Source organism: Collinsella aerofaciens (assembly GCF_028209885.1).
Taxonomy (GTDB): domain Bacteria; phylum Actinomycetota; class Coriobacteriia; order Coriobacteriales; family Coriobacteriaceae; genus Collinsella; species Collinsella aerofaciens_BA.
Map to the genome: position 1 here is coordinate 19836 of NZ_JAQLEM010000017.1, position 22574 is coordinate 42409.

Consider the following 22574-nt stretch of genomic DNA (forward strand, 5'->3'; position numbering starts at 1 on the left):
AGCTTTACGCCTCCTTTCGAGGAGCAACGACGACGGTGATGTGGGAAGTACGCTTCAGAATGCGAGAAGCGGAACCCTTGGCGCGGGGACGGATGCGCTTAAGCGTCGGACCCTCGTCAACATAGGCAGCGGCGACAACCAGGTTGTCGGCACGCAGACCGTTGTTGTTCTCGGCGTTCGCAACGGCGGAACGGAGAACCTTCTCGACATCCACGGCGACGGCGCGGTCGCAGAAGTGGAGGATGTCGAAGGCCTGAGCGACAGGCTTGCGGCGGATCAGATCGACCACCAGGCGGGCCTTGCTGGGGGAAACACGCACGTACTTAGCGACGGCGCGAACCTCGGTGGCCTCAGTTTCAATAGACTTAGTTGCCATTTACGGTTAACCCCCTATTTGGCCTTGTGGCCACGGAACGTACGAGTCGGCGCGAACTCGCCGAGCTTGTGACCAACCATGGACTCGGTAACATACACGGGCACATGCTTGCGGCCGTCGTGGACGGCGATGGTGTGACCAACCATCTCGGGGAAGATGGTGGACGCGCGGGACCAGGTCTTCACGACGTCCTTCTTGCCAGCCTCGTTCATCGCGGTGATACGCGAGAGAAGGCGAGTCTCCACGAACGGGCCCTTTTTGAGACTTCTGCTCATAAGTGCTTTCTCCTAAAACTCGGTATCCGAAATTACTTCTTACGGCGACGAATGATGTGCTGGTTCGAGACCTTCTTCTTCTTGCGCGTACGAAGGCCCTTCGTCGGCTTACCCCAAGGGGTAACAGAGGGACGACCAGAGGTGTGGTTCTTGCCCTCGCCACCGCCGTGCGGGTGGTCGACAGGGTTCATGACGGTACCGCGGACGGTCGGGCGCACGTTCATGTGACGCTTACGGCCGGCCTTGCCGATGACGATGTTGGAGTGATCGGCGTTGCCGACCTCACCGACGGTGGCGCGGCAGGTAACGAGGATGCGGCGCATCTCGGAGGAAGGCATACGGACGATAGCGTACTTGCCCTCCTTACCCATCAGCTGGCAGGAGTTACCGGCGGAACGGGCGATAGCAGCGCCCTTGCCCGGCTGGAACTCGACGGCGTGGATGAGCGTACCGACGGGGATGTCGGCGAGGGGCAGAGCGTTGCCCGGCTTGATGTCGGCGTCAGAACCGGACATGATGGTCTGACCGACCTCGAGGCCCTTGGGGGCCAGGATGTAGCGCTTCTCACCGTCAGCGTAGTGCAGCAGAGCAATGCGAGCAGAACGGTTCGGATCGTACTCGATCGTGGCAACCTTGGCGGGCACGCCGTCCTTGTTGCGCTTGAAGTCGATCACACGGTAACGACGCTTCACGCCGCCGCCCTGGTGGCGGGTGGTGATGCGGCCGTTGTTGTTACGACCGGCCTTCTTAGGCAGGGGCTCGAGAAGAGACTTCTCGGGCTTGGTGCAGGTGATCTCGGAGAAATCGGAGATCGTCTGCCAACGCCTACCAGCGGAGGTCGGCTTAAGGTGCTTTACAGCCATTACAATCCCTTTCAATAGGAATCCGTTAGCCATCGCAGACAGGGATTCGAGGTTCTGCCTCGGGTGCGATGACACCGGACGTATACACGGTTCCGGGCGTGTCCATTTTATACGCCCAAAACCTTGAGCTCTCGCCTCCCCTATTTGGGAGGCATGAGCTCACTCAACAGCAGCGAGTCTTAGGCCTGGTTGCCAAAGACCTCGATGGTGTCGCCCTCGGCCAGCGTGACGATGGCCTTCTTCCAAGAACGGGTCTTGCCGGCGACATAGCGCACGCGCTTGGTCTTGGGCTTGACCGTCAGGGTGTTCACGCGAACGACCTTGACGCCGAAGATCTCCTCGACAGCGTCCTTGATCTGATACTTGTTAGCATCCTTGGCGACCTCGAACGTGTACTTGTTCTGCTCCATGCCGGAGAAGGAACGCTCGGACACGATCGGACGGATGATGATCTCGTGGGCGGTCATTTATGCAAGCACCTCCCCGAAGTGAGCGGCGATGTCGGCGGGCATCAGCACGGCGTTGTTGTTGACGAGATCGTAGGTGTTGGCCTCGTCGGCAGTGATGATGAACGTCTTGGGAATGTTGCGGAACGACAGGTAGGCGTTGACGTCCTCATCGCGAACGATGATGGTCAGGCGCTTGCCCTCAAGGCCGAGAGCCTTGAGCATGGCGACGGCAGCCTTGGTGGAAGGCTTCTCGAAGCCGTAGTCGTCGACGAGCACGAGCTCGCCATCGGCCAGCTTGGCGGACAGCGCGGAGCGCATAGCCAGCTTGACCTCCTTGTTGTTCATACGCTTAGCGTAGGAACGGGGCTTGGGGGCGAAGACAACGCCACCGTGACGCCACTGGGCAGCACGGATGGAACCCTGGCGGGCACGGCCGGTGCCCTTCTGACGCCAAGGCTTCTTGCCGCCACCGGAAACCTCAGAGCGGCCCTTAGCGGACTGGGTGCCCTGACGCCAAGAGGCCATCTGGCACTTGACGATGTGGTGCATAACGTGGATGTTCGGCTCGATGCCGTACACCTCAGCGGCGAGCTCGGCCTCGGCGACCTTCTTGCCCTCGCTGTTCTTTACTTCAAACTTTGCCATTTAAGTGTTCTCCTTGGTATGACGCTGGGCTAAATGGGCTGGGCCCTTAGGCCATACGGATGGCGACGAGACCATTCTTGGCACCCGGGACAGCGCCCTTGACCAAGATGAGGTTCTGCTCGGCATCGATGCGGACAACGGAAAGGTTCTTGACGGTAACGCGCTCGTTACCCATGTGACCGGCCATCTTGACGCCCTTGAGGACGCGCGCAGGATAGGCGCACTGACCGATAGAACCGGGGTGACGCTGGAAGTGAGAACCATGCGTCATAGGACCGCGGCGCTGACCCCAGCGCTTGATGCGACCCTGGAAGCCCTTACCCTTGGAGGTACCGATGACGTCGACCTTCTCGACATCAGCGAAATCAGCGACGGTGACGACCTCGCCGACCTTGTGCTCCTCGCCGTTCTCGACGCGGACCTCACGAAGGAAGCGGACAGGCTCGACGCCAGCCTTGGCGAAGTGACCAGCCATGGGCTTGTTCACGTTCTTGGCCTTGATGTCGCCGAAACCGATCTGGACGGCGTCATAGCCGTCGGTTGCCTGAGTTTTAACCTGCGAGACAGCGCAGGGGCCAGCCTGGATGACCGTGACGGGAACGACGTTGTCGTCCTCGTCCCAAACCTGGGTCATGCCAATCTTGCGGCCGAGAATCATGCTGATCAAGATATGATCCCAACTCTCGCGTGGTCTTGGGACAATGCGTACACCACCGAGCGTACGCCCCTAGAGGACCACTACTTACACGACGTGCTCCCCAGCCTTGTATTTCGCCCGGACTACCTGACAACCCTATTAAGCAGGCATTTTGTCCAGCCAGAATACTCCCCTGGTTTCACACAGCTGTTTAGTATACACGGCTGCGGGCGTATCCATCGAGATTCATATTTCACTCACATTGTTTACGCAGGTAAAGCGCGTGGCACGTTCCCAGTGTGCGGCGGAGGGTGAACTTGCATTGCATTGGCTCGCCTTCTGCTTGTGGCTTTGCCTCTTCGAAATCGAAGATCATGATGGCGCAGTTGGGGAGTTTTGCTGGGAGCTCGAAGCCCTCTGGGACTGCAGCCTTGATGAATTGGCGGCTGGCGCTGCCGTGGCTTACTGCTAGGAGGGTTTCTATGCCCTCGGCGCCCATGAGATTGGTGAGGGTGTCAACCATGCGCTCTTGCAGCGCGCGGCTTCCTTCTCCTCCGAAGGGGACCAGATCCTCGCCCGGATCCCAGACGTCGGTGGGAAGGGCGTCGTGCGGGCCTTCTTCGAAGGAGCCGTAGCAGCGCTCGATGATGCCTTCGCAGGACTCGACTGCTGCGTCCGGGCCAAGGAGTTCGGTTGCGACAAGACTTGCCGTGTCCATGGCTCGGCCTAAGGGTGATGAGACCACTTTGTCGGGGACGACGCTGTGGGCTTTGAGCCATGCGGCCGCTGCCCGTGCCTGCTGACGGCCCAGATCGGTGAGCGGTGAATCACAGCGACCCTGGACGAGCTTTTTGACGTTGAATTCCGTCTGGCCGTGGCGGAGTAGGTATAGGCGCTTCATGCTCTCCTCTTCTGTATAACTTGCTTTGCCGGCACAGCCCTACTCGTGGGTATGCCCTACGTAGTCTTCGTCGATCGTAATCTTGGCAATCGACTTGGGATATTCCGATTCGACCCGTTGTGCCAGCGCGTGCTTTACGTCTTCGGCACTCATCTGCAGATCCGAGGGACGCACGCAGTCAAAGATCACGTTGGTGTGCGTGGGGCCCGGCACACAGCGCAAATCATGAATCGAAAGACGGCTATCGATCTCTTGAGCCATAGCGTTGATGCGCAAGCGCATGCTCGCCACCTTTGGATCGTCGGTCACGATGGGGTCGTAGTGAAGTGTGACAATCATGCCGTCTTCGTTCCTAAACGACTGCTCGATGTTATCGAGCGTGTCGTGACTTTCCAGCGGGCTGGCCTCGGCTGCCATCTCGGCGTGAGCGCTTGCGAACTTCCTGCCCGGGCCGTAGTCGTGAACCATCAAATCGTGAACTCCCAAAACGCCGGGATAGCTCATGATCTTGTCTCGAATGTGCTTGACCAGCTTAGGATCGGGCGACTGACCCAAAAGCGGGCTCACCGTATCTTGAATAAGTTCAAAGCCGCTCCAGCCAATATAGGCGCCAACGGCAAGGCCAACCCATGCGTCAAGATTGATGTGCGTCACCTGCGAAACAATTGCACATGCCAGCACGGCGCCTGTGGCAAGAACATCGTTCTTGGAATCCTGGGCAGTCGCATGCAGTGTCTCGGACTCGATACGGTCGCCGAGCTTTTGGTTGAGCGCCGCCATCCACAGCTTAACAACCATCGAAAGCGCCAGGACTGCCACCAGGGCAAGCGAGAACTCGACAGGTTCGGGGTGGATGATACGCTCAAACGAGGACTTCACCAGTTCAAGGCCAATGAGAAGCACGAGCGCCGCCACGACAAGACCCGAGAGGTACTCGTAGCGACCATGGCCGTATGGATGCTCGGGGTCGGCGGGCTTGCTCGCCAGCTTAAAGCCCAGCACGCTCACGATATTCGAGCTGGCATCGGACAGGTTGTTCATGGCATCCGCCACAATCGAAACCGATCCCGAAACCACACCGATTGCGCCCTTCGCAGCACAAAGCGCCACATTGGCGACAATACACACCATGCCCGCTAACGTGCCCACACGCGCACGATCGCCCTGCGCGCGCTTAACTATCCACTCGACCATCTGCATCCGCCCCCACGGTACTACCTATATATCTATTGCTCAAACGGATTGTAGTGTAGCCACTTTGTCTCCCAGATACAAAGAGGCCGCAGCCCGCACGGGCCACGGCCTTGGAGCATGACAAAAGAATCGTCCTTTTGTCGCACAGGTTTACGCGCTTACTTCAGCAGCGCTCGCCACTGTTTCGGGTGAATCGGCCCCGTCTTCTGCCGCCTGTCCCTGCGCCGGCACCACGCCAAAGCAGTAGCTCAGCGCCGCAGACACCGCAAATGCCACACCGCCGGCAACGCAGCACCACAGCAGGTTCGAGATGCCGCCCGTGGCAAAGCCAATGACCATAAGGACATTCGTCATGCCGATGGTATAGGCCGTAACGTGGCCCACGGCCGCAACAAGGCCTCCGACGGCGCCGCCAATGGCCATGTACGTCAGGCACCTGCCATATTTAAAGCCGCAACCGTACAGCGCCGGCTCGCTTACGCCGCCAAGAATACCCGAGATTGAATAGCCCAGCATGAGTGCCTTCTCGTCCTTATCCGCAACGCGGAGCGACGCGCCAAAGGGCATGCCCCAAACGGCGAACGTCGCCATCGTCGCGGCGATCAGGATGCACGAATCCGTTCCCACACTCATAAACTGAGCATAGGCAAGCGATAGGACAACGTTGCTGACGCCTGCAATCTTAAGAAACTCCCAACCCGCGGCAAGCCCCATGAGCGTGAGCAGCGACACGATGCCACCGGAATTGCCAAGCATAAACATAAGCTGGCCCAACAGCATGCCCAGATAGCTGCCCGCCGGCGCCGTAATACACAGCGAAACCGGAACCATGACAAGCATGGTCGCAAACGGAACGAACGAAAACGCCACGGCCTTAGGGATAACGCGCTGAAAGAAACACTCCACTCGCCATAGCACGGGCACCGAGATGAGAACCGGAATAACAGTCGTCGTGTAATCGTTGACCGGCGCGGGAAGCAGACCATACACGGAAGTCATCGATGCCCCCGTCGTCGATGCGGCATCGACGAGCTTAAGCAGATCGGGCGCAATCAATACGCCGCCCAGCATCATGCCTAGCTGCTCCGAGCAACCGAGCTGGCGGGCGGCCGCCCAACCAAGATAAATGGGCAAAAAGTAGTAGCCGGCGTTATAGAGCCAACTGTAGAACAGGCGATAGATTTCGGAATCGGCAGACCACAGGCCCAGCATACCTTCGCCCATAATGACGGCAACGGTGCGGAACAACGCCGCGCAGACAATAAACGGCAGCGCCGACATCATGCTTTTGGACAGATAGTCCACCACGGCCATGGCGTTTGATGAAACCGTCGTTGTAAACGAGGTGTTAGAAACTTGTAGCATGGAACGCCTTTCCCAATATGACATGCGGGCTGCCCCTTTGTCACATCGTGCGGTACTGACCGATTGCGCGGTACTTTTCGTAGCGGAGGTTTGTGAGGGTCGCGTCGTCGAGCTGCCCAAGCGTATCGAAGACATCAAATGCCGAGGACATGACGGCACCGGCGATCTCCTCATGCGACAGGCCCCTATCGTCAACAATGCCGTCGATGATGCCGAGCGCCAACAGATCGGGGGCCGTGAGCTTAAGCGCCTCGGCGGCCTCATTCGCGCGCTCGGTATCCTTCCACAGGATCGACGCACAGGCCTCGGGGCTCACGACCGAATAGGCCGAGCTCGAGAGCATCAGGATGCGGTCGGCCACGGACAGCGCCAGCGCGCCACCAGAGCCGCCCTCGCCTGTCACCACCGAGACAATCGGCGTCTTGAGGCCGCTCATCTCCATGAGATTCTGGGCAATCGCCTCGCCCTGGCCGCGCTCCTCGGCACCGATGCCGCAAAACGCGCCCGAAGTATCGACCAGACACAGAACCGGTCGACCAAACTTTTCGGCCTGGCGTATAAGGCGACGCGCTTTGCGGTAGCCCTCGGGATGTGCCATACCAAAGTTGCGACGCATGCGCTCTTTGGTCGTGGTACCGCGCTCGACGGCGATAACCGTCACGGGTCGCCCGTCTTTCCAGCCAATGCCAGCCACCACGGCGGCGTCGTCGCCAAAGTAACGGTCGCCATGCAGCTCCACAAATCCATCCAGGCCCAGCGAGATCATCTCGCCCGCCGTGGCGCGATCTGCCGAGCGGGTCTGCTTGACAATCTCGAGCGCGGTTTTTGGTGCGGTCGAGCGCTTGAACAAGTGTCCCAGCTTTTTGCCGCGACGACCCGTATGCACGATCTCATGCGGTGCCCCCAGGCCGGGCGCGTGCCCTTCGTGCAGTGCCAGCAGCTCGCCTACCGTGAGCGCAATCTCGCCACGCGGAACAACGGCATCGCAAAAGCCGTGCTCCAGCAAAAACTCGGAGCGCTGGAATCCCTTGGGCAGGCGCTTGTGCATGTTCTGCTCGATCACGCGCGGGCCGGCAAATGCCGTCAGGGCATCGGGCTCGGCCAGGATAATATCGCCCTCCATGGCAAAGCTCGCGGTTACGCCTCCGGTCGTGGGGTCGGTGAGCACCGTGATATACAGACCGCCCGCCTCGCTGTGGCGCCTAACCGCCGCAGAAATCTTGGCCATCTGCATAAGCGACGTCACGCCCTCTTGCATGCGCGCGCCGCCCGAAACGGTAAAGCCGACAACTGGCAATCCAAGCTCGGTCGCTCGCTCAAATGTGCGACAGATCTTCTCGCCCACCACGGAACCCATCGAGCCCATCATAAAGTTGGCGTCCATAAAGAAGAGCGCGGTATCGCAACCGCAGATTTTGCCCCTGCCGCACACAACGGCGTCGCGCTCGCCCGAACGCTCGCACACGCTCTTAAGCTTGTCGGCATAGCCGGGAAACGAGAGGAAGTCCTCCGACGCCAGATTGGCATCCCATTCCTCAAACGTGCCCTCGTCGACCGTCATGCGCATGCGCGCGCGACCGCTCACGCGAAAGTGTTTGCCGCAACGAGGGCAGACCTCGAGGTTGTCGTGCAGGCGTGCTTCATCGATCACGCGGCGACACTCCGGGCACTTGATAAACACGTGGCGCGCGGGAAACTCGGCGCACGACTCGGTCATCGGCCCCTCGAGGACGTTGACCGTCTTTGCTTTTCTATTCATCAGCATAGAGATGCCCCATCAGATCGGTGTGGTACATGCCCGACAAGAACTCGTCGTTTGCCAGCACGTCGAGCTGAAGCTCGCTGTTTTCGCTCACGCCCTCAATCACGAGCTCGCCCAGGGCCGAGCGCATCTTACGAATGGCGCCGTCACGCGTGGGCGCACACACGATGAGCTTGCCGAGCATGGAGTCGTAGTACGGCGGAACTTTCGCACCGGTAAACATGGCGGAATCCCAGCGCACGCGCGGACCACCCGGCACACGCAACGCGGTGACCGTTCCGCATGACGGCAGAAAGTCCGGCGTTTCGGCATTGATGCGGCACTCCATGGCGTGGTTGCGGACCGGCATGTCCTCCTGCTCAAAGGGCAGAGGCTGGCCGGCTGCCACGCGCAGCTGCCACTTGACCAAGTCGGTATCGGTCACAAACTCTGTAACCGGATGCTCCACCTGCAAGCGCGTGTTCATTTCCATAAAGTAGAAATTGCCGTCGTCCGAATACAGAAACTCGATGGTACCGGCTCCTTCGTAGCCGACGGCACGAGCCAGGTCACGCGCTGCCTTGTGCATGCGAGCACGAATGTCGTTGTGTCCGTCGAGGCACGGCGCGGGACTCTCTTCGATCAGCTTTTGGTTGCGACGCTGCACCGAGCACTCGCGCTCGCCGAGCGAAAATACATGGCCCTGCTTATCGGCCATAATCTGCACCTCAACGTGGTGCGCCGGCGCGACGAACTTCTCCATGTAGCACTCGCCGTCGCCAAAAACGGCCTCGCCCTCGGCACGCGCCTCGATGAACGCCTTTGCCGCATCTTCCACGCGCTCGACCTTGCGAATGCCGCGACCGCCACCGCCCGCGCGCGCCTTAATGAGCACGGGACAGCCAATGCGCTCGGCCTCGGCCGTCGCCTCCTCGGGACTTTTGAGCAAATCGCAGCCCGGCACAATGGGCACGCCCGCCGCGGCAGCCGTTCGGCGTGCGGCGTCCTTGTCGCCCATGCTGTCGATCACCTCGGCCGAAGGACCGACAAAAGCCAGGCCATACTTGTCGCAGTCGCGTACAAAGCTCGCCTTCTCGGAAAAGAAGCCATAGCCGGGATGAATTGCCTTAGCTCCCGACTTTACGGCACAGGTGAGCACAGCATCGTCGTTGAGGTAGCTCTCGGCAAGACGCGGACCGCCGATGCAATACGCCTCGTCGGCAAGCTGCACGTGCAGCGCGTCCGCATCGGCCGTGGAATAAACGGCGACGGTCTTGATGCCCATATCGCGGCACGCGCGGATAACACGGACCGCGACTTCGCCGCGGTTGGCGATGAGCACTTTGTCGAACATGAAGCCTTCCTTAACTTTCGTGCATGAGTGCAAAAGACATGTCGGCGCGGCAACAGACCTCACCGTTGACGCTTGCAGTACCCGTCGCAAAGCGGAACGGCCCGCGCGCACGCGTGATGGAGCACACCAGATCCACCGTATCGCCCGGGCGCACCGGACGCTTAAAGCGCACCTTGTCCAGACTCGTGTAGAACGGCGTCGCGCCGCGCGCCTCCTCATCGCCCATCAGCAACACGCAGCAGTTTTGGGCGAGCATCTCGCACTGGATCACGCCGGGGACCACCGGGTTTCCCGGAAAATGCCCCTGCAAAAAGTATTCGTCGCCCGTAATCGTGATCTTGCCGTGGGCCTCGTCGCCCACCAGCTCGGCTTCGTCGAGCAAAAGCATCGGCTCGCGATGCGGTAACAGCTTCTTGAGCTCTTCTTTGTTCATGGATATCACCTATCCGATCCTCATGAGGCAGCTGCCAAACTCCACGAGGTCGCCGTCGGCCACGCAGATCTCGAGCACCTCGCCGTCTGCCTCGGCCGTCACCTCGTTGAGAACCTTCATGGCCTCGATAATGCAGAGGGTCTCGCCGGCCTTGACCTTAGAGCCCACGTGCACAAACGGCTCGTCGCCCGGCGCCGGGGCAGCATAGAAAACGCCGACCATGGGAGCGGTCACCTCGGTGCCCTTGGGCTCCGGTGCGGCGGCAGGTGTCTGCGCGGCGGGCTCCGGTGCGGCAGGCGCGACTGTGGGAGCTGCAACTGGAGCGGCCATAGCGCTCGGCATGGGCATGGGCACGGCAACCGGCCGTGCGGCGCTCGCGCGCTCGAGTTCGACCGCGGTGCCATCGGGCTCCTCAACGCGCACGCGCGTGAGGCCGCGGTCCTCCATAACATCGGCTATCTCGGCAAGTCTTTTGGAATCCATGCTCTAGCTCCTCGTATATCTACGCAGCGCGATGGCGGCGTTGTGCCCGCCAAAGCCTAGGTTGGTCGAAAGCGCCCAGGTAAGGTCGGCGCGAACTGCGCGATTGGGCGTGTAGTCAAGATCGCAGGCGGGATCGGGCGTGCGGTAGTTAATGGTCGGCGGCACCACGCCCTGCTCGAGCGCCATGGCGCAGGCCATGACCTCGATGGCGCCCGTGGCACCGATCATGTGGCCGGTCATCGACTTAGTCGACGAGACGTGCGCGGCGCGCGCCGCGTCCTCGCCGAGCGCACGCTTAATGCCCGCCGTCTCGGACGAATCGTTGAGCTTGGTCGATGTGCCGTGAGCATTGATGTAGAGGCCCTCGGAAGGCCTGACGTCGCCCTCAGTCACCGCCAGCGATATCGCGCGGGCAATGCCGGCAGCCTCGGGATCAGGGCTCGTGATGTGATAGGCATCATCGGTGTTGCCGTAGCCCACGACCTCGGCATAAATGTGCGCACCGCGCGCCTGCGCATGTTCCATGCTCTCGAGCACGAGCACGCAGGCGCCCTCGCCCATCGCAAAGCCATCGCGGTCTGCATCGAACGGGCGGCAAGCCGTCGCGGGATCAGGGTTGGTGGTCAATGCGCGGCAGGACGTAAAGCCCGCAACGGCATCGGGGATAATTGCGGCCTCGGCGCCGCCCGCGAGGATCGCGTCGGCATAGCCGTGCTTTATGGCGCGGAACGCCTCGCCCACCGCATGGGCCGAGGTTGCGCACGCGGTCACCACGGGCAGGGTCGGGCCCTTTGCCTTGTGGCGGATTGCGATATTGCCCGATGCCATGTTGGGGATCATCATCGCGATCATATAGGGCGATGCGCGGCGGGGCCCACGTTCGGCAATCGTATGGACGTTGTCGACGAGCGTCGTCATGCCGCCCACGCCCGAGCCCACGTAGACGCCCAGGCGCTCGCGATCAATGGCGCCTTCGACATCAAAGCCCGCATCGTGCATGGCTTCGTCCGAAGCCGCCATCGCAAACTGAACGCAGGGGTCGAGATGCTTGGCGTCACGCTTGCCAAAGTACTCGTTGCCGTCAAAGCCCTTGACCTCGGCTGCCACCTTGACGGCAAACGCATCGGTATCGAAGTGCGTGATCGGGCCGATGCCGCACGTGCCAGCACACATTGCCGCCCAGGTGGCAAGCGCGGTGTTGCCGAGCGGCGACACGGCGCCGATACCGGTGATTGCAACTCTCTGTTCCATCATGGTCTCCTCATCCAAGCCGTTCTTCGGCCCTGGTTTCTACATCGCCATTCCGCCGTCGACGCGCACGACCTCACCCGTAATGTAGGCAGCCGCATCACTCGCCAGAAAGCGCACTACGCCGGCCACCTCCTCGGGGCGCGCCATACGCTTAAGGGGAATCTGCTCCTCGGTTACCGTACGCACCTTCTCCGAGAGCTTTGCCGTCATATCCGTCTCGACAAACCCGGGGGCAACCGCGTTCACTCGTACGCCGCGGGGCGCAAGCTCGCGCGCCACCGCCTTGGTCAGGCCGATCACGCCCGCCTTGGAGGCAGCGTAGTTGGCTTGCCCGGCATTGCCCATCAGGCCCACGACCGAGCTCATGTTGACGACGCAGCCGCCGCGCTGGCGCATAAAGGTCTTGGTGAGCGCGCGCGTCGTGTTAAACGTTCCTTTAAGATTGACATCGAGCACGCGATCGAAGGCGTCATCGCCCATGCGCATGAGCAGGCCATCGCGGGTGATGCCAGCGTTGTTGACGAGCGCCCAAATGGAGCCAAAGTCGTTGAGGACCGCTTCCACGCACGCGTTGACGGCAGCGGGGTCGGCCACGTCGCATTGATATGAGCGCGCCGTGGCGCCAGCCGCCTCGCAGGCGTCGCACGTCTCGCGCGCCGCATCGACGCTGCCGGCATAGACGACGGCGATATCGCAGCCATCCTCCGCCAAGCCCACGGCACAAGCGCGACCGATGCCGCGCGAACCGCCCGTGACCAGCGCCACGCGGCGCGATCCGTCGCGCTCGAACGCGCCGTTGTTCAAGTTGCCCATGTCGTTCCTTTCGGTTTACAGCCCTGTGGGCTATGCGAGCTCGTCGGCAATAGCTGCGACCTGCTCGGCCGTTTCGCACGAATACACGCGAACATCGCTCAGCGTACGCTTAACCAGGCCGGACAGCGTTTTGCCGGGGCCGACCTCAATAAACGTGTCGACGCCTTGATCCTGCAGAGCATGCAGCGTGTCGACCCAGCGCACGGCATGACTCACCTGGTTGGCCAGCACCTCCGATGCCGCCTGCGGGTCGGCCGGATAAGGCGCCGCCGTCATATTTGCCATAACAGGAATGAGCAAAGGGGACGGCGCGTGACCGGCCTCAATATATGCAGCAAGGCCACAGGTCGCCTCGACCATATAGGGGCTATGGAATGCACCCGACACCGCGACCTTCATGGCCCGGCCACCAGCCTCTTTTACCAAGGCGTCGAGCTCCTGCAGCGCCTCGGGCGTTCCGGCCACAACCGTCTGCTGCGGGCTGTTGTAGTTGACCGGCCAGCAGTCCTCGCCGGCCTGTTTTGCCAGGCCCTCGACTTGCACCGCATCGAGTTTGATGACGGCGCGCATGCCGCCGGGGTGACGCTCGGCCGCCGTGGCCATCAAAGCCGCGCGCTCGCACACGAGCTCAAAGCCCGCTCGCGTATCGAATGCCCCCGCAAAGGTGAGCGCGGCGACCTCGCCCAGCGAGAATCCTGCACAGGCGGCAGGCACCACGCCGCGCTCGCGCAGGGCGGCAGCCGCTGCCAGGTCGTGAACGAACACACACGGCTGCGTATTCTCGGTCTGCGACAGCTCCTCCTTGGAGGCACTCCGGCATTGCTCGCTGGTCCCCGGGCGCACCTCGTCGGCAATGGCGAACACCTCGGCAGCCGCCGGCGATGCCTCGACCAGGTCGACGCCCATCGCGGGGTGTTGGGCACCCTGGCCGGCAAACAGAAACGCTACGCTACCCATGCGGACGCACCCTTCAGGACGCGCTCGGCGCCATCGACCAGGTCGTCGACGATTTCGCGTGCGCTCTGGCGCTCGCTAACCATGCCGGCAATCTGTCCACACAAAAACGAACCCTCTTCGTAATTGCCGTCCTTGGCGGCCTTGCGAAGTGCACCGGTTCCCAAAGCACCGAGCTCCTCGGCACTCGCACCGGAACCCTCGCTCTTGGCATAGGCGTTGGTGAAGGGGCTCTTGAGGGCGCGCACCGGATGTCCCGTCGAGCGACCGGTCGCACGCGTCGAAGTGTCGTTGGCCTTCAGGACCATCTCTTTGTACTGCTCCGAGACGGTGCACTCGTCTGCGACCAGAAAGCGCGTACCCACTTGCACGCCTTCGGCGCCCAGCATAAAGGCGGCCGCCACGCCGCGGCCGTCGGCAATACCGCCGGCGGCCACAACGGGAATGTCGACCGCATCGACGACCTGCGGCACCAGTGCCATCGTCGAGGTCTCGCCAATATGGCCGCCCGATTCGGTACCCTCGGCAACAACCGCCGTGGCTCCACGACGTGCCACGAGGCGGGCCAGCGCCACCGAGGCAACGACCGGGATGACCTTGATGCCGGCGTCGTTCCAAGCCTTCATGTACTTGGTGGGATTGCCGGCACCCGTCACGACGACCGGCACTTGCCCGTCGATTACAACCTGTGCGACCTCGTCGGCAAACGGGCTCATGAGCATGACGTTCACGCCAAAGGGCTTATCCGTCTTGGTGCGCAGCTCGTGAATCTGATCGCGCAGCCAGTTGGCGTCGGCATTCATGGCCGCGATGATTCCCAGCCCGCCGGCCTCGGACACAGCCGAGGCAAGCGAGGCATCGGCAATCCAGGCCATACCGCCCTGGAACACGGGCTTTTCGATGCCGAGCAGATCGCAGAGAGGAGTCTTGAGCATCTCTACTTCTCCAATGCCGCCTCGACCGTATCGGCGAACTCGCCGACCGTCTTGGGGTTCTCCTCGGTATCGAGCTGGATACCAAACTCGTCCTCGACGGCAACGAGGATCTCGACGGTGCCCAGGCTGTCGAGGCCAATCTCCTCGAGCGTGGACTCGGGCTTCATCTCGACATCGTCAAGACCGGCGGTCTCGCGGATAACGTCGCAAACGCGCTCGAAGGTCTTCTGATCTGCCATGGTAGTTCTCCTTTGGTTGTGCCCTAGGGCGTTTTTATTTCCTATGTGCGACTACTTCCAACGAAGCAGATAGCCACCTATATCCAGACCGGCGCCAAATCCAACGAGGGCGATGGTGTCGCCCGTGTGAAGTGCACCGGCGTTTGCCAGCCGGTCGAGGGCAAGCGGAATGCATGCGCTCGAAATGTTGCCGGTCTCGCGCAACGTGCGAACCACACGCTCGTCCGGCACGCCCAGACGCTTGACCGCCTGGCTCAGGATTCGTTCGTTAGCCTGATGGAATACAAAATGATCGATGTCTTCGACCGAAATGCCCGCATCGATCGCAAGCTTATGGACCGTGTCACAGATGGCGTTGACGCCGAACTTGAACACGCGGCGGCCATTCATGAACAGCACGCTCGCGCTATCTGCGGAAGCCTTAAACGGCGAGGTGCCGACCAGACCGGGAACGCGCAACGTCTCGACGTCGGGCTCCGTCGAAAGCTCAACGGCAAGGGGACTGTCTCCCCCAGTCTCAATCACTGCGGCGCCTGCCCCATCGCCAAAGAGCACACAGGTGGCACGGTCGGTCCAGTCGAGCGCGCGCGTCATCTGCTCGGCAGCAACGACAAGCACGCGCTCGGCGCGACCGCGGGCGATATAGCCCTCGGCGACATCGAGCGCAAATACGAAGCCGGCACAAGCCGCCGAAACATCGAAGGCAGGGCACGTCGCACCTAGTCGCTCAGCAACGGCACACGCCTCAGCGGGAACAAGGTGGTCACCCGTCGTCGTCGAGCAGACGATCAGATCCAGCTGGCTCGCGTCGATTCCGGACACCTGAAGTGCCCGCTCACTCGCCGCTACGGCAAGGTCGTCAAGTGACTCGGTGGTGCAGACGTGGCGGCTCTTGATACCTGTGCGGGTAAAAATCCACTCATCCGAGGTATCGAGGAACTCAGACAGCTCGTCATTGGAAACACTGCGCTCAGGAAGCGCCGAGCCTGTTCCAAGAATCGTGAAACCCATCACTAGCCTCCTTTGAGTTGTTGACGTGTTTACATCGACCAAGAGAGGATAGCGCATTTCAGTCTTTGTTGACGTGTTAACATTAAATTGTCCAAATGCGACAAAGGCTTCACATTGTGTCTATCTCTCGACACCATTGCGTCATTCACTTATTCAATAAGGAGGTAGCAGCCGCTATGGATGCCCAATTAACGATTGTCGACGTAACCGGATCGACCAACGATGACCTGCTCGAGGCAGGAAAACAGGGTGCGCCGCACGGCACAGGACTTGCCGCCCGCGCGCAAACGGCAGGACGCGGCCGGCGCGGCCACAAGTGGGATTCAACCGCCGGCAACCTATTGCTTTCGATTGTCCTGCGTCCATGCGTTAATCCCGCAAAGTACTCTGGTCTTGCCGCCGTCAGCGGCCTAGCGGTGCTCGAAGCACTCGAAAAGCAGGGTCTTGCAAACGAGATTCGCCTTAAATGGCCCAACGACCTGATCGCGCGAGGACGCAAGCTCGGCGGCATTCTGGTCGAGGCCGCACGCGATAACGAAGGCAAACCTTTCGCCGTCTGCGGCATTGGTGTCAACGTAAACTACACGCCCCAAGAGGTGCCCGATGGCGGCCTGGCGGCAATTGGCCTCTCGGACCTCAACGAGAGCGTTCCCGCCGTCGACATGCTCCTCGATGAGGTCTATCACGCAGTTATAGACGCTGTAGATACCTGGGCAGAGCGCCTCAACGCCAAGGAAGAAGACGCCGGTCCGCTCGCGCCCGTCCACGACGAATATATCGCTCACCTCAATTGGATCGGGAAGCACGTTATCGCCCGCTCCCCCGCTGGAGACGAGCTGGCACGAGGCATATTTAGAACGGTCGACGATTGCGGCCGCGCAAGCATTGAGACCGAGAGCGGCTTGTGCGTCTTCCACTTCGAAGAAGCATCCTTGCGCCCCCTGAGCGAATAGGGCGCCGCAGCCGTCGGCTCGGCAGACGAATTCGCTATCCCAAAATCTAAACTCAAAACAAAAGGGCCCCGCTACCGTAACGGCAGCGGGGCTCTGTAAGCTATGAGCGATATCGCTTAGAGCTTGATGTCGATGTCGACGCCAGCGGGGAGGTCGAGACGCATAAGCGAATCAACAGTGCCCGAGGTGGGGTCGAGGATGTCGATGAGGCGCTTGTGGGTGCGCATCTCGAACTGCTCACGGGAGTCCTTGTTCACGTGCGGCGAGCGGATAACCGTGTACAGGTTGCGCTCGGTGGGCAGGGGGACAGGACCGGAAACGCGAGCGCCGGTCTTCTGAGCGGTCTCGACGATGAGCTTCGCGGACTGATCGACGACCTCGTGATCATAGCCCTTGAGGCGAATGCGGATCTTCTGGGTAGCCAACTTAAACCTCCAAAGAGTGCGAGAGATGTTCTCGCGGATTACGTAACAGGGAGCTCGAACTTAGGCGTTCTTGCTCATGACCTCGTCCACGATGGACTTGGGCGCGGGCTCATAAGAGTCGAACTGCATCGTGTAGGATGCACGGCCCTGGGTCTGGGAGCGAAGGTCGGTAGCGTAACCGAACATCTCGCCCAGCGGCACCTTGGCACGGATGAGCTTGCTGTTCTTGCGATCCTCCATGCCCTCGATCTTGCCGCGGCGACCGGAGAGGTTGCCCATAACGTCGCCCATGTACTGCTCGGGGGTCTCAACCTCGACAGCCATGATCGGCTCGAGCAGCTGCGGATCGGACTTCTTGAGGGCGTCCTTGATAGCCATGGAACCGGCGATCTTGAAGGCGGCCTCGGAGGAGTCGACCTCGTGGTAAGAACCGTCGAACAGGGTGACCTTAACGTCGAGGACCGGGAAGCCGGCGATAACACCGGTGTTCAGGGCCTCCTGGATGCCCTTGTCGATGGACGGGATGTACTCCTTGGGCACGACGCCGCCGACGATAGCGTTGACGAACTCGTAGCCGAAGCCCTCCTCCATCTTCTCGAGCTTGATGACGGCGTGGCCGTACTGACCGCGACCGCCGGACTGACGGACGAACTTGCCCTCAGCCTTCTCGACGTCGTGACCAGCGGTCTCGCGGTAGGCAACCTGGGGCTTACCAACGTTAGCGTCAACCTTGAACTCGCGGAGCAGACGGTCGACGATGATCTCGAGGTGCAGCTCGCCCATGCCGGCGATGATGGTCTGGCCGGTCTCGTGGTTGGTGGACACCTGGAAGGTCGGGTCCTCCTCGGCGAGCTTGGTCAGAGCCAGGGACATCTTGTCCTGCTCGGCCTTGGTCTTGGGCTCGATGGCAACGTCGATAACGGGCTTAGCGAACTCAATCTTCTCGAGGACGATCTCCTTGCCCTCGGCGCACAGGGTGTCACCGGTGGTGGAGTTCTTGAAACCGACGCAAGCGACGATGTCGCCGGCGGCAGCGTCGTCACGGTCGATACGCTCGGCGGCGTTCATCTCGAGGATGCGGCCGAGGCGCTCGCGCTGACCGTTGGAAGCGTTGACAACGTAGGAGCCGGACTCGGCGCGGCCGGAGTAAACGCGGACGTAGGTGAGCTTACCGACGAACGGGTCGGTCATGATCTTGAAGACCAGGCCGGAGAAGGGCTCGTCGAAGGAAGGATGACGCTGGATCTCCTCGCCGGTGTCCGGATCGGTACCGGTGACGGCCTCAACGTCGAGCGGGCTGGGCAGGTAGTCGACGACAGCGTCGAGCAGCTCCTGGACGCCCTTGTTCTTGTAGGCGGAGCCCACGAAGACGAGGTTGAGCTCGTTGGCCAGAACTCCCTTGCGCAGAGCAGCCTTGAGCTCCTCGACGGTGAAGTCCTCCTCCATGAGGATCTTCTCCATGAGCTCGTCGTCAAAGCTGGCAGCAGCGTCGAGGAGCTCCTCGCGCTTGGTGGCAGCGATGTCGGCAAACTCAGCCGGGATCTCGTCCATCGGCTCGGGGTAGGTCATGCCCTTCTCGTCGGCCTTGAAGTCCCATGCAGTCATGGTGACCAGGTCGATGACGCCCCAGAAGTTGTCCTCGGCGCCCATCGGGACCTGAGCGGCCACGGCGTTAGCGTCGAGACGATCCTTCATGGTCTCGATAGCGTTGAAGAAGTCAGCGCCCACGCGGTCATACTTGTTGATGAAGGCGATACGGGGGACGTTGAAGGTAGAAGCCTGACGCCAAACGGTCTCAGACTGGGGCTGAACGCCGGCAACGGCGTCGAAGACGGCGACAGCGCCATCGAGGACGCGCAGGCAGCGCTCGACCTCGGCGGTGAAGTCAACGTGGCCCGGGGTGTCAATGATCTGGATGCGGTAGTCCTTACCGTCCTTGTTCCAGAAGCAGGTGGTAGCAGCGGAGGTAATGGTTACGCCGCGCTCCTGCTCCTGAACCATCCAGTCCATGGTGGCAGCGCCCTCATGGACCTCACCGATCTTGTGGGTCTTACCGGTGTAGTAAAGAATACGCTCGGTCGTGGTGGTCTTACCGGCATCGATGTGGGCCATGATGCCGATGTTACGGGTATCGGAAAGCTTGTACTTAGGCTTAGCCATGTTAGTTCCTTACCTTAACTTACCAACGATAGTGAGAGAACGCGCGGTTGGCCTCGGCCATCTTGAAGACGTCCTCACGCTTCTTGACGGAAGCGCCCAGGCCGTTGGAAGCGTCGAGGATCTCGTTGGCGAGACGCTCGGCCATGGTCTTCTCCTTGCGAGCGCGGGAGAAGTTGACGATCCAGCGGATACCCAGAGCGGTGGAACGACGGGAGTTGACCTCCATCGGGACCTGATAGGTAGCGCCACCGACACGCTTGGGCTTAACCTCGAGCGTGGGCTTGACGTTGTCCATAGCCTTCTTGAAGGTAGCGAGAGCGTCGCCACCCTCGGACTTCTCGGCAACGATCTCGAAAGCGGTATAAACGATGCGCTCAGCGGTGGCCTTCTTGCCGTCAAGAAGGACCTTGTTGATGAGCTGAGTCACCAGGCGGTTGTTGTAAACGGCGTCAGGCTGAACCTCACGACGATTAGCTGCTGCACGACGCGGCATGTGAAATCTCCTTAAGTGTCTACCGTGCGGCCCTTAGGCGGCACACGGCGAAAGTATCAAAACGTTATCTGGCTTATTTAGCCTTGGGGCGCTTAGCACCGTACTTGGAACGGGCCTGCATACGGTTCTGGACCGGAGCAGCGTCGTAGGCGCCACGGATGACGTGATAACGGACACCAGGGAGGTCACGGACACGACCGCCGCGGACGAGCACGATGGAGTGCTCCTGCAGGTTGTGGCCCTCACCCGGGATGTAAGCAGTAACTTCGATGCCGTTGACGAGGCGAACACGGGCAACCTTACGAAGAGCCGAGTTCGGCTTCTTGGGGCTCGTGGTGAAGACGCGGGTGCACACGCCGCGCTTCTGGGAGTTGTGCTGCAGAGCAGCGTTCTTGGACTTCTTGGGCACGGAACGACGGCCCTGGCGAACCAGCTGGTTAATAGTAGGCAAAGCGTACTCCTTCTCGAATGATTCCAGCTTTCTGTAAAGTGCAACGGCTTGAATCGAGGGGTCAGCATCCCCCTACGAAACACGCAGTTCGATAGGATACGTGGCGTTAGCTGTGCCGTCAACAGACCACGCCGCCAGGCGTATCCCAAAATAGCCATATTTCCGCAAAGCCTACACAAAAGGAATCCCCTCCTGTGCGCGGGGGCGGATTCCCGGCCCGGGCGGCCCGCTGTTTAAGTTTGCTGCTCTACAGTCCTGCGCAAGACGGAAAGCACATTAAGTGCTTTCCTTTGCGTGCGGAACTCGCGACAAACTTAAACAGCGGGCCGCCCGGACCGGGAATCCGACGTGCTTGTCGGGGCAACGTTCCCTTCCAATTAGGGACAGGTTTATTTTGGTCGGTTTTATCTGGGGAAACGTCGCGCTCCAGCGGTGATCTGCTCTCATCTGTCGCATGGAAATCGGCGGCGTTCCCATTTAACGCAAAAGAGGCCGCTTCCCCTAGTAGGAAGCGACCCCAAATCTTACGAATAGACGATGGTAAAGGGCTCTTTCGTTTCGGTCTCCCCTGTTGATGTATACCTCACAATTTCAAGGGTTACCGAGACAACTTGATCGACATCAATCAACTTCGTTGGCACCCAGATGCTCTCTCCGCTATTGCGCCCATAAGAAAAATATAAGTTGAACACCCCTGCGTCGTCATCTTCGATAATCTGCTCCGATCCATCCTTGTAGCTGACGGTCAGCTTATTATCAACTGCTTCATAGCCCAAATCATCGATGTGCGTCTGGATGGAAAACGGGCTAATCTCAAGAGGCGAGTCACCGGAGCGGAGTTCCTTTGTATCGACGTACGCTCCAATATTGAACTCGGGTGTCGACGCCTCAAACCGCCTCGCACTCTCACCTTCACCCTCGGTCCAATGGATATTCCAGGTGACAGCATGTTGCAAATCTCGCTCGCGATCCATAGCGGCAAAGTACATCGTGCCATTAATGACAGTATCGCTTGATGTGTCCTTATCAATTGTGCTGCGTGTGTCAGGCCATTCCTCGCCGAACTTCATATCGGGCGTGCCGATGCCCTGCTCTTCTTCACCATAGAGAACAAGTTCGCCAATCTCTGCTGCTGGCTTGTAGTAGTTAACTCCATTTGGATTGGACAACGTAAACGTCACGGCTCCGCAGCCGTTTTGGTCGATTGCCATCTCATGGATATCAAGCGTATAGCCGTTGCCCTCGACGGACAGATTAACCTCCTGGACTGCGCCTTCCAGGCTTTGGGGCGCGATGCCATCGCCAAACTCTCTGGTGTAGGTATATTTAGTTCCCGATGAGCCGCCGTTGGTCCAGGTAATGGAATCCCCGTTGCCGTGGTTTCCCCAGGCAGAGGCAAAATAGCTGGAATTGACGACGGCGTAGGCGACCCCTCCGGTCGCCAGCACTCCGGCAAGGCATCCGATCGCGGCAACATACAGAGGCTTCGCGTGACCCTTTCGGCGAAGCGGCTCACCAGCAGCGGCATAAAGAACACGGTCAGCAAGATCGCTATCGGCTTGGACGGACTCGAAGGCCTGCTTGATTTGATTGGATTTCACGGTCGCCCTCCTCTAGGATGAACTTGAGCTTCGATCTGCCGCGAGCCAAACGCGTTCGAACAGTCGCGGCTGGCACATGCAATAACTCGGCAATCTCTGAGGTCGAAAAGCCCAGATAGTAATAGAGCACGATGGGAACACGGAATCGTTCCGGAAGTCGCATAACGTCTGACAGGACCGCCTTGGTCTCCTCCTGCGCCGTCGAAAGCGAATCGGCCAGGTTCTCAATATCCTCCACACGCCTCCATGGCTTTCGAAAGAGAGATTTGCATTCATTGATCGTGACCCGGATAAGCCATCGACGAAGATGTTCCCAGCTTTCAAATTGGGCATCGCTTTTGAGTAACTTCAGAAAGACGTCTTGAGCGACATCGTCGGCATCGGCACGATCGCGCAGATACGTCAATGCGATTCGAAACACGACATCACGGTGATCCTCGACCGCCTGTCTAAATGCTTGTTCTTCCATAATCACCTCCCGGTGATGCTGATGTTTCTTGCTGAGGCCCTCACCATAGATACGCTTTGACCGAACGAAATGTTTCAAATTCAAGCAGGAATAACCTACCAAA

26 protein-coding genes are annotated in these 22574 nt (G+C 60.3%); 1 reads left to right on the forward strand and 25 read right to left on the reverse strand.

From position 1 onward, the window contains the following. Nucleotides 1-4 precede the first annotated feature (4 nt). The 19 genes from rplV to PMX21_RS05870 all read right to left on the reverse strand — a co-directional run bounded on the left by rplV (nucleotide 5) and on the right by PMX21_RS05870 (nucleotide 15919). Complete coding sequence (gene rplV / locus PMX21_RS05780) at nucleotides 5-376, reverse strand: 50S ribosomal protein L22 (protein ID WP_006235036.1); 372 nt, start codon at nucleotides 374-376, stop codon at nucleotides 5-7. 14 nt (nucleotides 377-390) lie between these two features. Then, a complete protein-coding gene (gene rpsS, locus PMX21_RS05785; RefSeq protein WP_006235035.1) occupies nucleotides 391-651 on the reverse strand; it encodes a 30S ribosomal protein S19 in 261 nt (86 codons plus the stop codon). A gap of 32 nt (nucleotides 652-683) precedes the next feature. After that, nucleotides 684-1514, reverse strand: coding sequence for a 50S ribosomal protein L2 (gene rplB, locus PMX21_RS05790; RefSeq protein WP_022094198.1), 831 nt, complete (start codon nucleotides 1512-1514; stop codon nucleotides 684-686). A gap of 179 nt (nucleotides 1515-1693) precedes the next feature. Beyond that, nucleotides 1694-1981 (reverse strand): 50S ribosomal protein L23, encoded by a 288-nt coding sequence (rplW, locus tag PMX21_RS05795; protein WP_006235033.1) that lies wholly within the window; start codon nucleotides 1979-1981, stop codon nucleotides 1694-1696. Continuing rightward, a complete protein-coding gene (gene rplD / locus PMX21_RS05800) occupies nucleotides 1982-2608 on the reverse strand; it encodes a 50S ribosomal protein L4 (protein ID WP_006235032.1) in 627 nt (208 codons plus the stop codon). It abuts the gene before it with no gap. Between the two features lie 46 nt (nucleotides 2609-2654). Then, nucleotides 2655-3275, reverse strand: a complete 621-nt coding sequence (gene rplC / locus PMX21_RS05805; protein ID WP_035137484.1) for a 50S ribosomal protein L3 — start codon at nucleotides 3273-3275, stop codon at nucleotides 2655-2657. 223 nt (nucleotides 3276-3498) lie between these two features. After that, nucleotides 3499-4146 carry a histidine phosphatase family protein gene (locus tag PMX21_RS05810; protein WP_271758630.1) on the reverse strand — a complete coding sequence of 216 codons (648 nt, stop codon included), beginning with the start codon at nucleotides 4144-4146 and terminating at the stop codon, nucleotides 3499-3501. Nucleotides 4147-4185: 39 nt separating this feature from the next. Further along, on the reverse strand, nucleotides 4186-5340 hold the full coding sequence (locus tag PMX21_RS05815; protein ID WP_252204674.1) for a cation diffusion facilitator family transporter: 1155 nt from the start codon (nucleotides 5338-5340) through the stop codon (nucleotides 4186-4188). 150 nt (nucleotides 5341-5490) lie between these two features. Beyond that, nucleotides 5491-6705: a PTS sugar transporter subunit IIC gene (locus tag PMX21_RS05820; protein ID WP_215674041.1), complete on the reverse strand. Its 1215-nt coding sequence runs from the start codon at nucleotides 6703-6705 to the stop codon at nucleotides 5491-5493. Between the two features lie 40 nt (nucleotides 6706-6745). Then, nucleotides 6746-8470 (reverse strand): acetyl-CoA carboxylase, carboxyltransferase subunit beta, encoded by a 1725-nt coding sequence (gene accD / locus PMX21_RS05825; protein WP_196025291.1) that lies wholly within the window; start codon nucleotides 8468-8470, stop codon nucleotides 6746-6748. Then, nucleotides 8457-9800, reverse strand: coding sequence for an acetyl-CoA carboxylase biotin carboxylase subunit (locus tag PMX21_RS05830; RefSeq protein WP_152067433.1), 1344 nt, complete (start codon nucleotides 9798-9800; stop codon nucleotides 8457-8459). Before PMX21_RS05830 ends, accD begins: the two co-directional genes overlap by 14 nt. A 10-nt stretch (nucleotides 9801-9810) precedes the next feature. Beyond that, nucleotides 9811-10233 carry a 3-hydroxyacyl-ACP dehydratase FabZ gene (fabZ, locus tag PMX21_RS05835; protein ID WP_099432064.1) on the reverse strand — a complete coding sequence of 141 codons (423 nt, stop codon included), beginning with the start codon at nucleotides 10231-10233 and terminating at the stop codon, nucleotides 9811-9813. A gap of 9 nt (nucleotides 10234-10242) precedes the next feature. After that, nucleotides 10243-10716, reverse strand: coding sequence for an acetyl-CoA carboxylase biotin carboxyl carrier protein (accB, locus tag PMX21_RS05840; protein ID WP_196025293.1), 474 nt, complete (start codon nucleotides 10714-10716; stop codon nucleotides 10243-10245). A gap of 3 nt (nucleotides 10717-10719) precedes the next feature. Next, the gene (gene fabF / locus PMX21_RS05845; RefSeq protein ID WP_271758633.1) at nucleotides 10720-11967 is read right to left on the reverse strand and encodes a beta-ketoacyl-ACP synthase II; all 1248 of its coding nucleotides are present in this window, start codon (nucleotides 11965-11967) and stop codon (nucleotides 10720-10722) included. A 39-nt stretch (nucleotides 11968-12006) separates the two neighbouring features. After that, nucleotides 12007-12780, reverse strand: coding sequence for a 3-oxoacyl-[acyl-carrier-protein] reductase (gene fabG, locus PMX21_RS05850; RefSeq protein WP_271758635.1), 774 nt, complete (start codon nucleotides 12778-12780; stop codon nucleotides 12007-12009). A gap of 30 nt (nucleotides 12781-12810) precedes the next feature. Next, on the reverse strand, nucleotides 12811-13737 hold the full coding sequence (locus PMX21_RS05855) for an ACP S-malonyltransferase (protein WP_271758636.1): 927 nt from the start codon (nucleotides 13735-13737) through the stop codon (nucleotides 12811-12813). Further along, nucleotides 13725-14669 (reverse strand): enoyl-[acyl-carrier-protein] reductase FabK, encoded by a 945-nt coding sequence (fabK, locus tag PMX21_RS05860; protein WP_271758639.1) that lies wholly within the window; start codon nucleotides 14667-14669, stop codon nucleotides 13725-13727. Before fabK ends, PMX21_RS05855 begins: the two co-directional genes overlap by 13 nt. 2 nt (nucleotides 14670-14671) lie before the next feature. Further along, nucleotides 14672-14908, reverse strand: a complete 237-nt coding sequence (locus PMX21_RS05865; RefSeq protein ID WP_006235019.1) for an acyl carrier protein — start codon at nucleotides 14906-14908, stop codon at nucleotides 14672-14674. 51 nt (nucleotides 14909-14959) lie between these two features. Continuing rightward, complete coding sequence (locus tag PMX21_RS05870) at nucleotides 14960-15919, reverse strand: 3-oxoacyl-ACP synthase III family protein (protein ID WP_271758641.1); 960 nt, start codon at nucleotides 15917-15919, stop codon at nucleotides 14960-14962. Nucleotides 15920-16095: 176 nt separating this feature from the next. Here PMX21_RS05870 and PMX21_RS05875 point away from each other — a divergent pair, with 176 nt between their 5' ends. After that, complete coding sequence (locus PMX21_RS05875) at nucleotides 16096-16872, forward strand: biotin--[acetyl-CoA-carboxylase] ligase (protein WP_271758643.1); 777 nt, start codon at nucleotides 16096-16098, stop codon at nucleotides 16870-16872. A gap of 116 nt (nucleotides 16873-16988) precedes the next feature. On the opposite strand, the gene rpsJ is transcribed toward PMX21_RS05875, so the two are convergent. The 6 genes from rpsJ to PMX21_RS05905 form a co-directional block, all read right to left on the reverse strand. Next, entirely contained in the window at nucleotides 16989-17297 is a 309-nt protein-coding gene (gene rpsJ, locus PMX21_RS05880) for a 30S ribosomal protein S10 (protein ID WP_022094184.1), read from the reverse strand. Nucleotides 17298-17357: 60 nt separating this feature from the next. Then, nucleotides 17358-19457 carry an elongation factor G gene (fusA, locus tag PMX21_RS05885; RefSeq protein ID WP_022094183.1) on the reverse strand — a complete coding sequence of 700 codons (2100 nt, stop codon included), beginning with the start codon at nucleotides 19455-19457 and terminating at the stop codon, nucleotides 17358-17360. A 19-nt stretch (nucleotides 19458-19476) separates the two neighbouring features. Continuing rightward, the gene (gene rpsG, locus PMX21_RS05890) at nucleotides 19477-19950 is read right to left on the reverse strand and encodes a 30S ribosomal protein S7 (protein WP_006235013.1); all 474 of its coding nucleotides are present in this window, start codon (nucleotides 19948-19950) and stop codon (nucleotides 19477-19479) included. 73 nt (nucleotides 19951-20023) lie between these two features. Then, nucleotides 20024-20401 (reverse strand): 30S ribosomal protein S12, encoded by a 378-nt coding sequence (gene rpsL, locus PMX21_RS05895; RefSeq protein ID WP_006235012.1) that lies wholly within the window; start codon nucleotides 20399-20401, stop codon nucleotides 20024-20026. A gap of 524 nt (nucleotides 20402-20925) precedes the next feature. After that, nucleotides 20926-22002: a DUF4179 domain-containing protein gene (locus tag PMX21_RS05900; RefSeq protein ID WP_271758645.1), complete on the reverse strand. Its 1077-nt coding sequence runs from the start codon at nucleotides 22000-22002 to the stop codon at nucleotides 20926-20928. After that, the gene (locus PMX21_RS05905; protein WP_252204670.1) at nucleotides 21953-22471 is read right to left on the reverse strand and encodes an RNA polymerase sigma factor; all 519 of its coding nucleotides are present in this window, start codon (nucleotides 22469-22471) and stop codon (nucleotides 21953-21955) included. Before PMX21_RS05905 ends, PMX21_RS05900 begins: the two co-directional genes overlap by 50 nt. Between the last annotated feature and the right edge of the window lie 103 nt (nucleotides 22472-22574).

Coding starts and splice junctions, on each gene's coding strand:
- rplB (WP_022094198.1), bottom strand. CDS start 1,514: ATGGCTGTAAAGCACCTTAAGCCGACCTCCGCTGGTAGGCGTTGGCAG.
- PMX21_RS05865 (WP_006235019.1), bottom strand. CDS start 14,908: ATGGCAGATCAGAAGACCTTCGAGCGCGTTTGCGACGTTATCCGCGAG.
- PMX21_RS05830 (WP_152067433.1), bottom strand. CDS start 9,800: ATGTTCGACAAAGTGCTCATCGCCAACCGCGGCGAAGTCGCGGTCCGT.
- PMX21_RS05820 (WP_215674041.1), bottom strand. CDS start 6,705: ATGCTACAAGTTTCTAACACCTCGTTTACAACGACGGTTTCATCAAAC.
- PMX21_RS05905 (WP_252204670.1), bottom strand. CDS start 22,471: ATGGAAGAACAAGCATTTAGACAGGCGGTCGAGGATCACCGTGATGTC.
- fabK (WP_271758639.1), bottom strand. CDS start 14,669: ATGCTCAAGACTCCTCTCTGCGATCTGCTCGGCATCGAAAAGCCCGTG.
- accB (WP_196025293.1), bottom strand. CDS start 10,716: ATGGATTCCAAAAGACTTGCCGAGATAGCCGATGTTATGGAGGACCGC.
- accD (WP_196025291.1), bottom strand. CDS start 8,470: ATGCTGATGAATAGAAAAGCAAAGACGGTCAACGTCCTCGAGGGGCCG.
- PMX21_RS05815 (WP_252204674.1), bottom strand. CDS start 5,340: ATGGTCGAGTGGATAGTTAAGCGCGCGCAGGGCGATCGTGCGCGTGTG.
- fabG (WP_271758635.1), bottom strand. CDS start 12,780: ATGGGCAACTTGAACAACGGCGCGTTCGAGCGCGACGGATCGCGCCGC.
- rpsS (WP_006235035.1), bottom strand. CDS start 651: ATGAGCAGAAGTCTCAAAAAGGGCCCGTTCGTGGAGACTCGCCTTCTC.
- PMX21_RS05870 (WP_271758641.1), bottom strand. CDS start 15,919: ATGGGTTTCACGATTCTTGGAACAGGCTCGGCGCTTCCTGAGCGCAGT.
- rplV (WP_006235036.1), bottom strand. CDS start 376: ATGGCAACTAAGTCTATTGAAACTGAGGCCACCGAGGTTCGCGCCGTC.
- PMX21_RS05875 (WP_271758643.1), top strand. CDS start 16,096: ATGGATGCCCAATTAACGATTGTCGACGTAACCGGATCGACCAACGAT.
- fusA (WP_022094183.1), bottom strand. CDS start 19,457: ATGGCTAAGCCTAAGTACAAGCTTTCCGATACCCGTAACATCGGCATC.
- PMX21_RS05810 (WP_271758630.1), bottom strand. CDS start 4,146: ATGAAGCGCCTATACCTACTCCGCCACGGCCAGACGGAATTCAACGTC.
- rplW (WP_006235033.1), bottom strand. CDS start 1,981: ATGACCGCCCACGAGATCATCATCCGTCCGATCGTGTCCGAGCGTTCC.
- rpsG (WP_006235013.1), bottom strand. CDS start 19,950: ATGCCGCGTCGTGCAGCAGCTAATCGTCGTGAGGTTCAGCCTGACGCC.
- PMX21_RS05855 (WP_271758636.1), bottom strand. CDS start 13,737: ATGGGTAGCGTAGCGTTTCTGTTTGCCGGCCAGGGTGCCCAACACCCC.
- fabF (WP_271758633.1), bottom strand. CDS start 11,967: ATGGAACAGAGAGTTGCAATCACCGGTATCGGCGCCGTGTCGCCGCTC.
- fabZ (WP_099432064.1), bottom strand. CDS start 10,233: ATGAACAAAGAAGAGCTCAAGAAGCTGTTACCGCATCGCGAGCCGATG.
- rplD (WP_006235032.1), bottom strand. CDS start 2,608: ATGGCAAAGTTTGAAGTAAAGAACAGCGAGGGCAAGAAGGTCGCCGAG.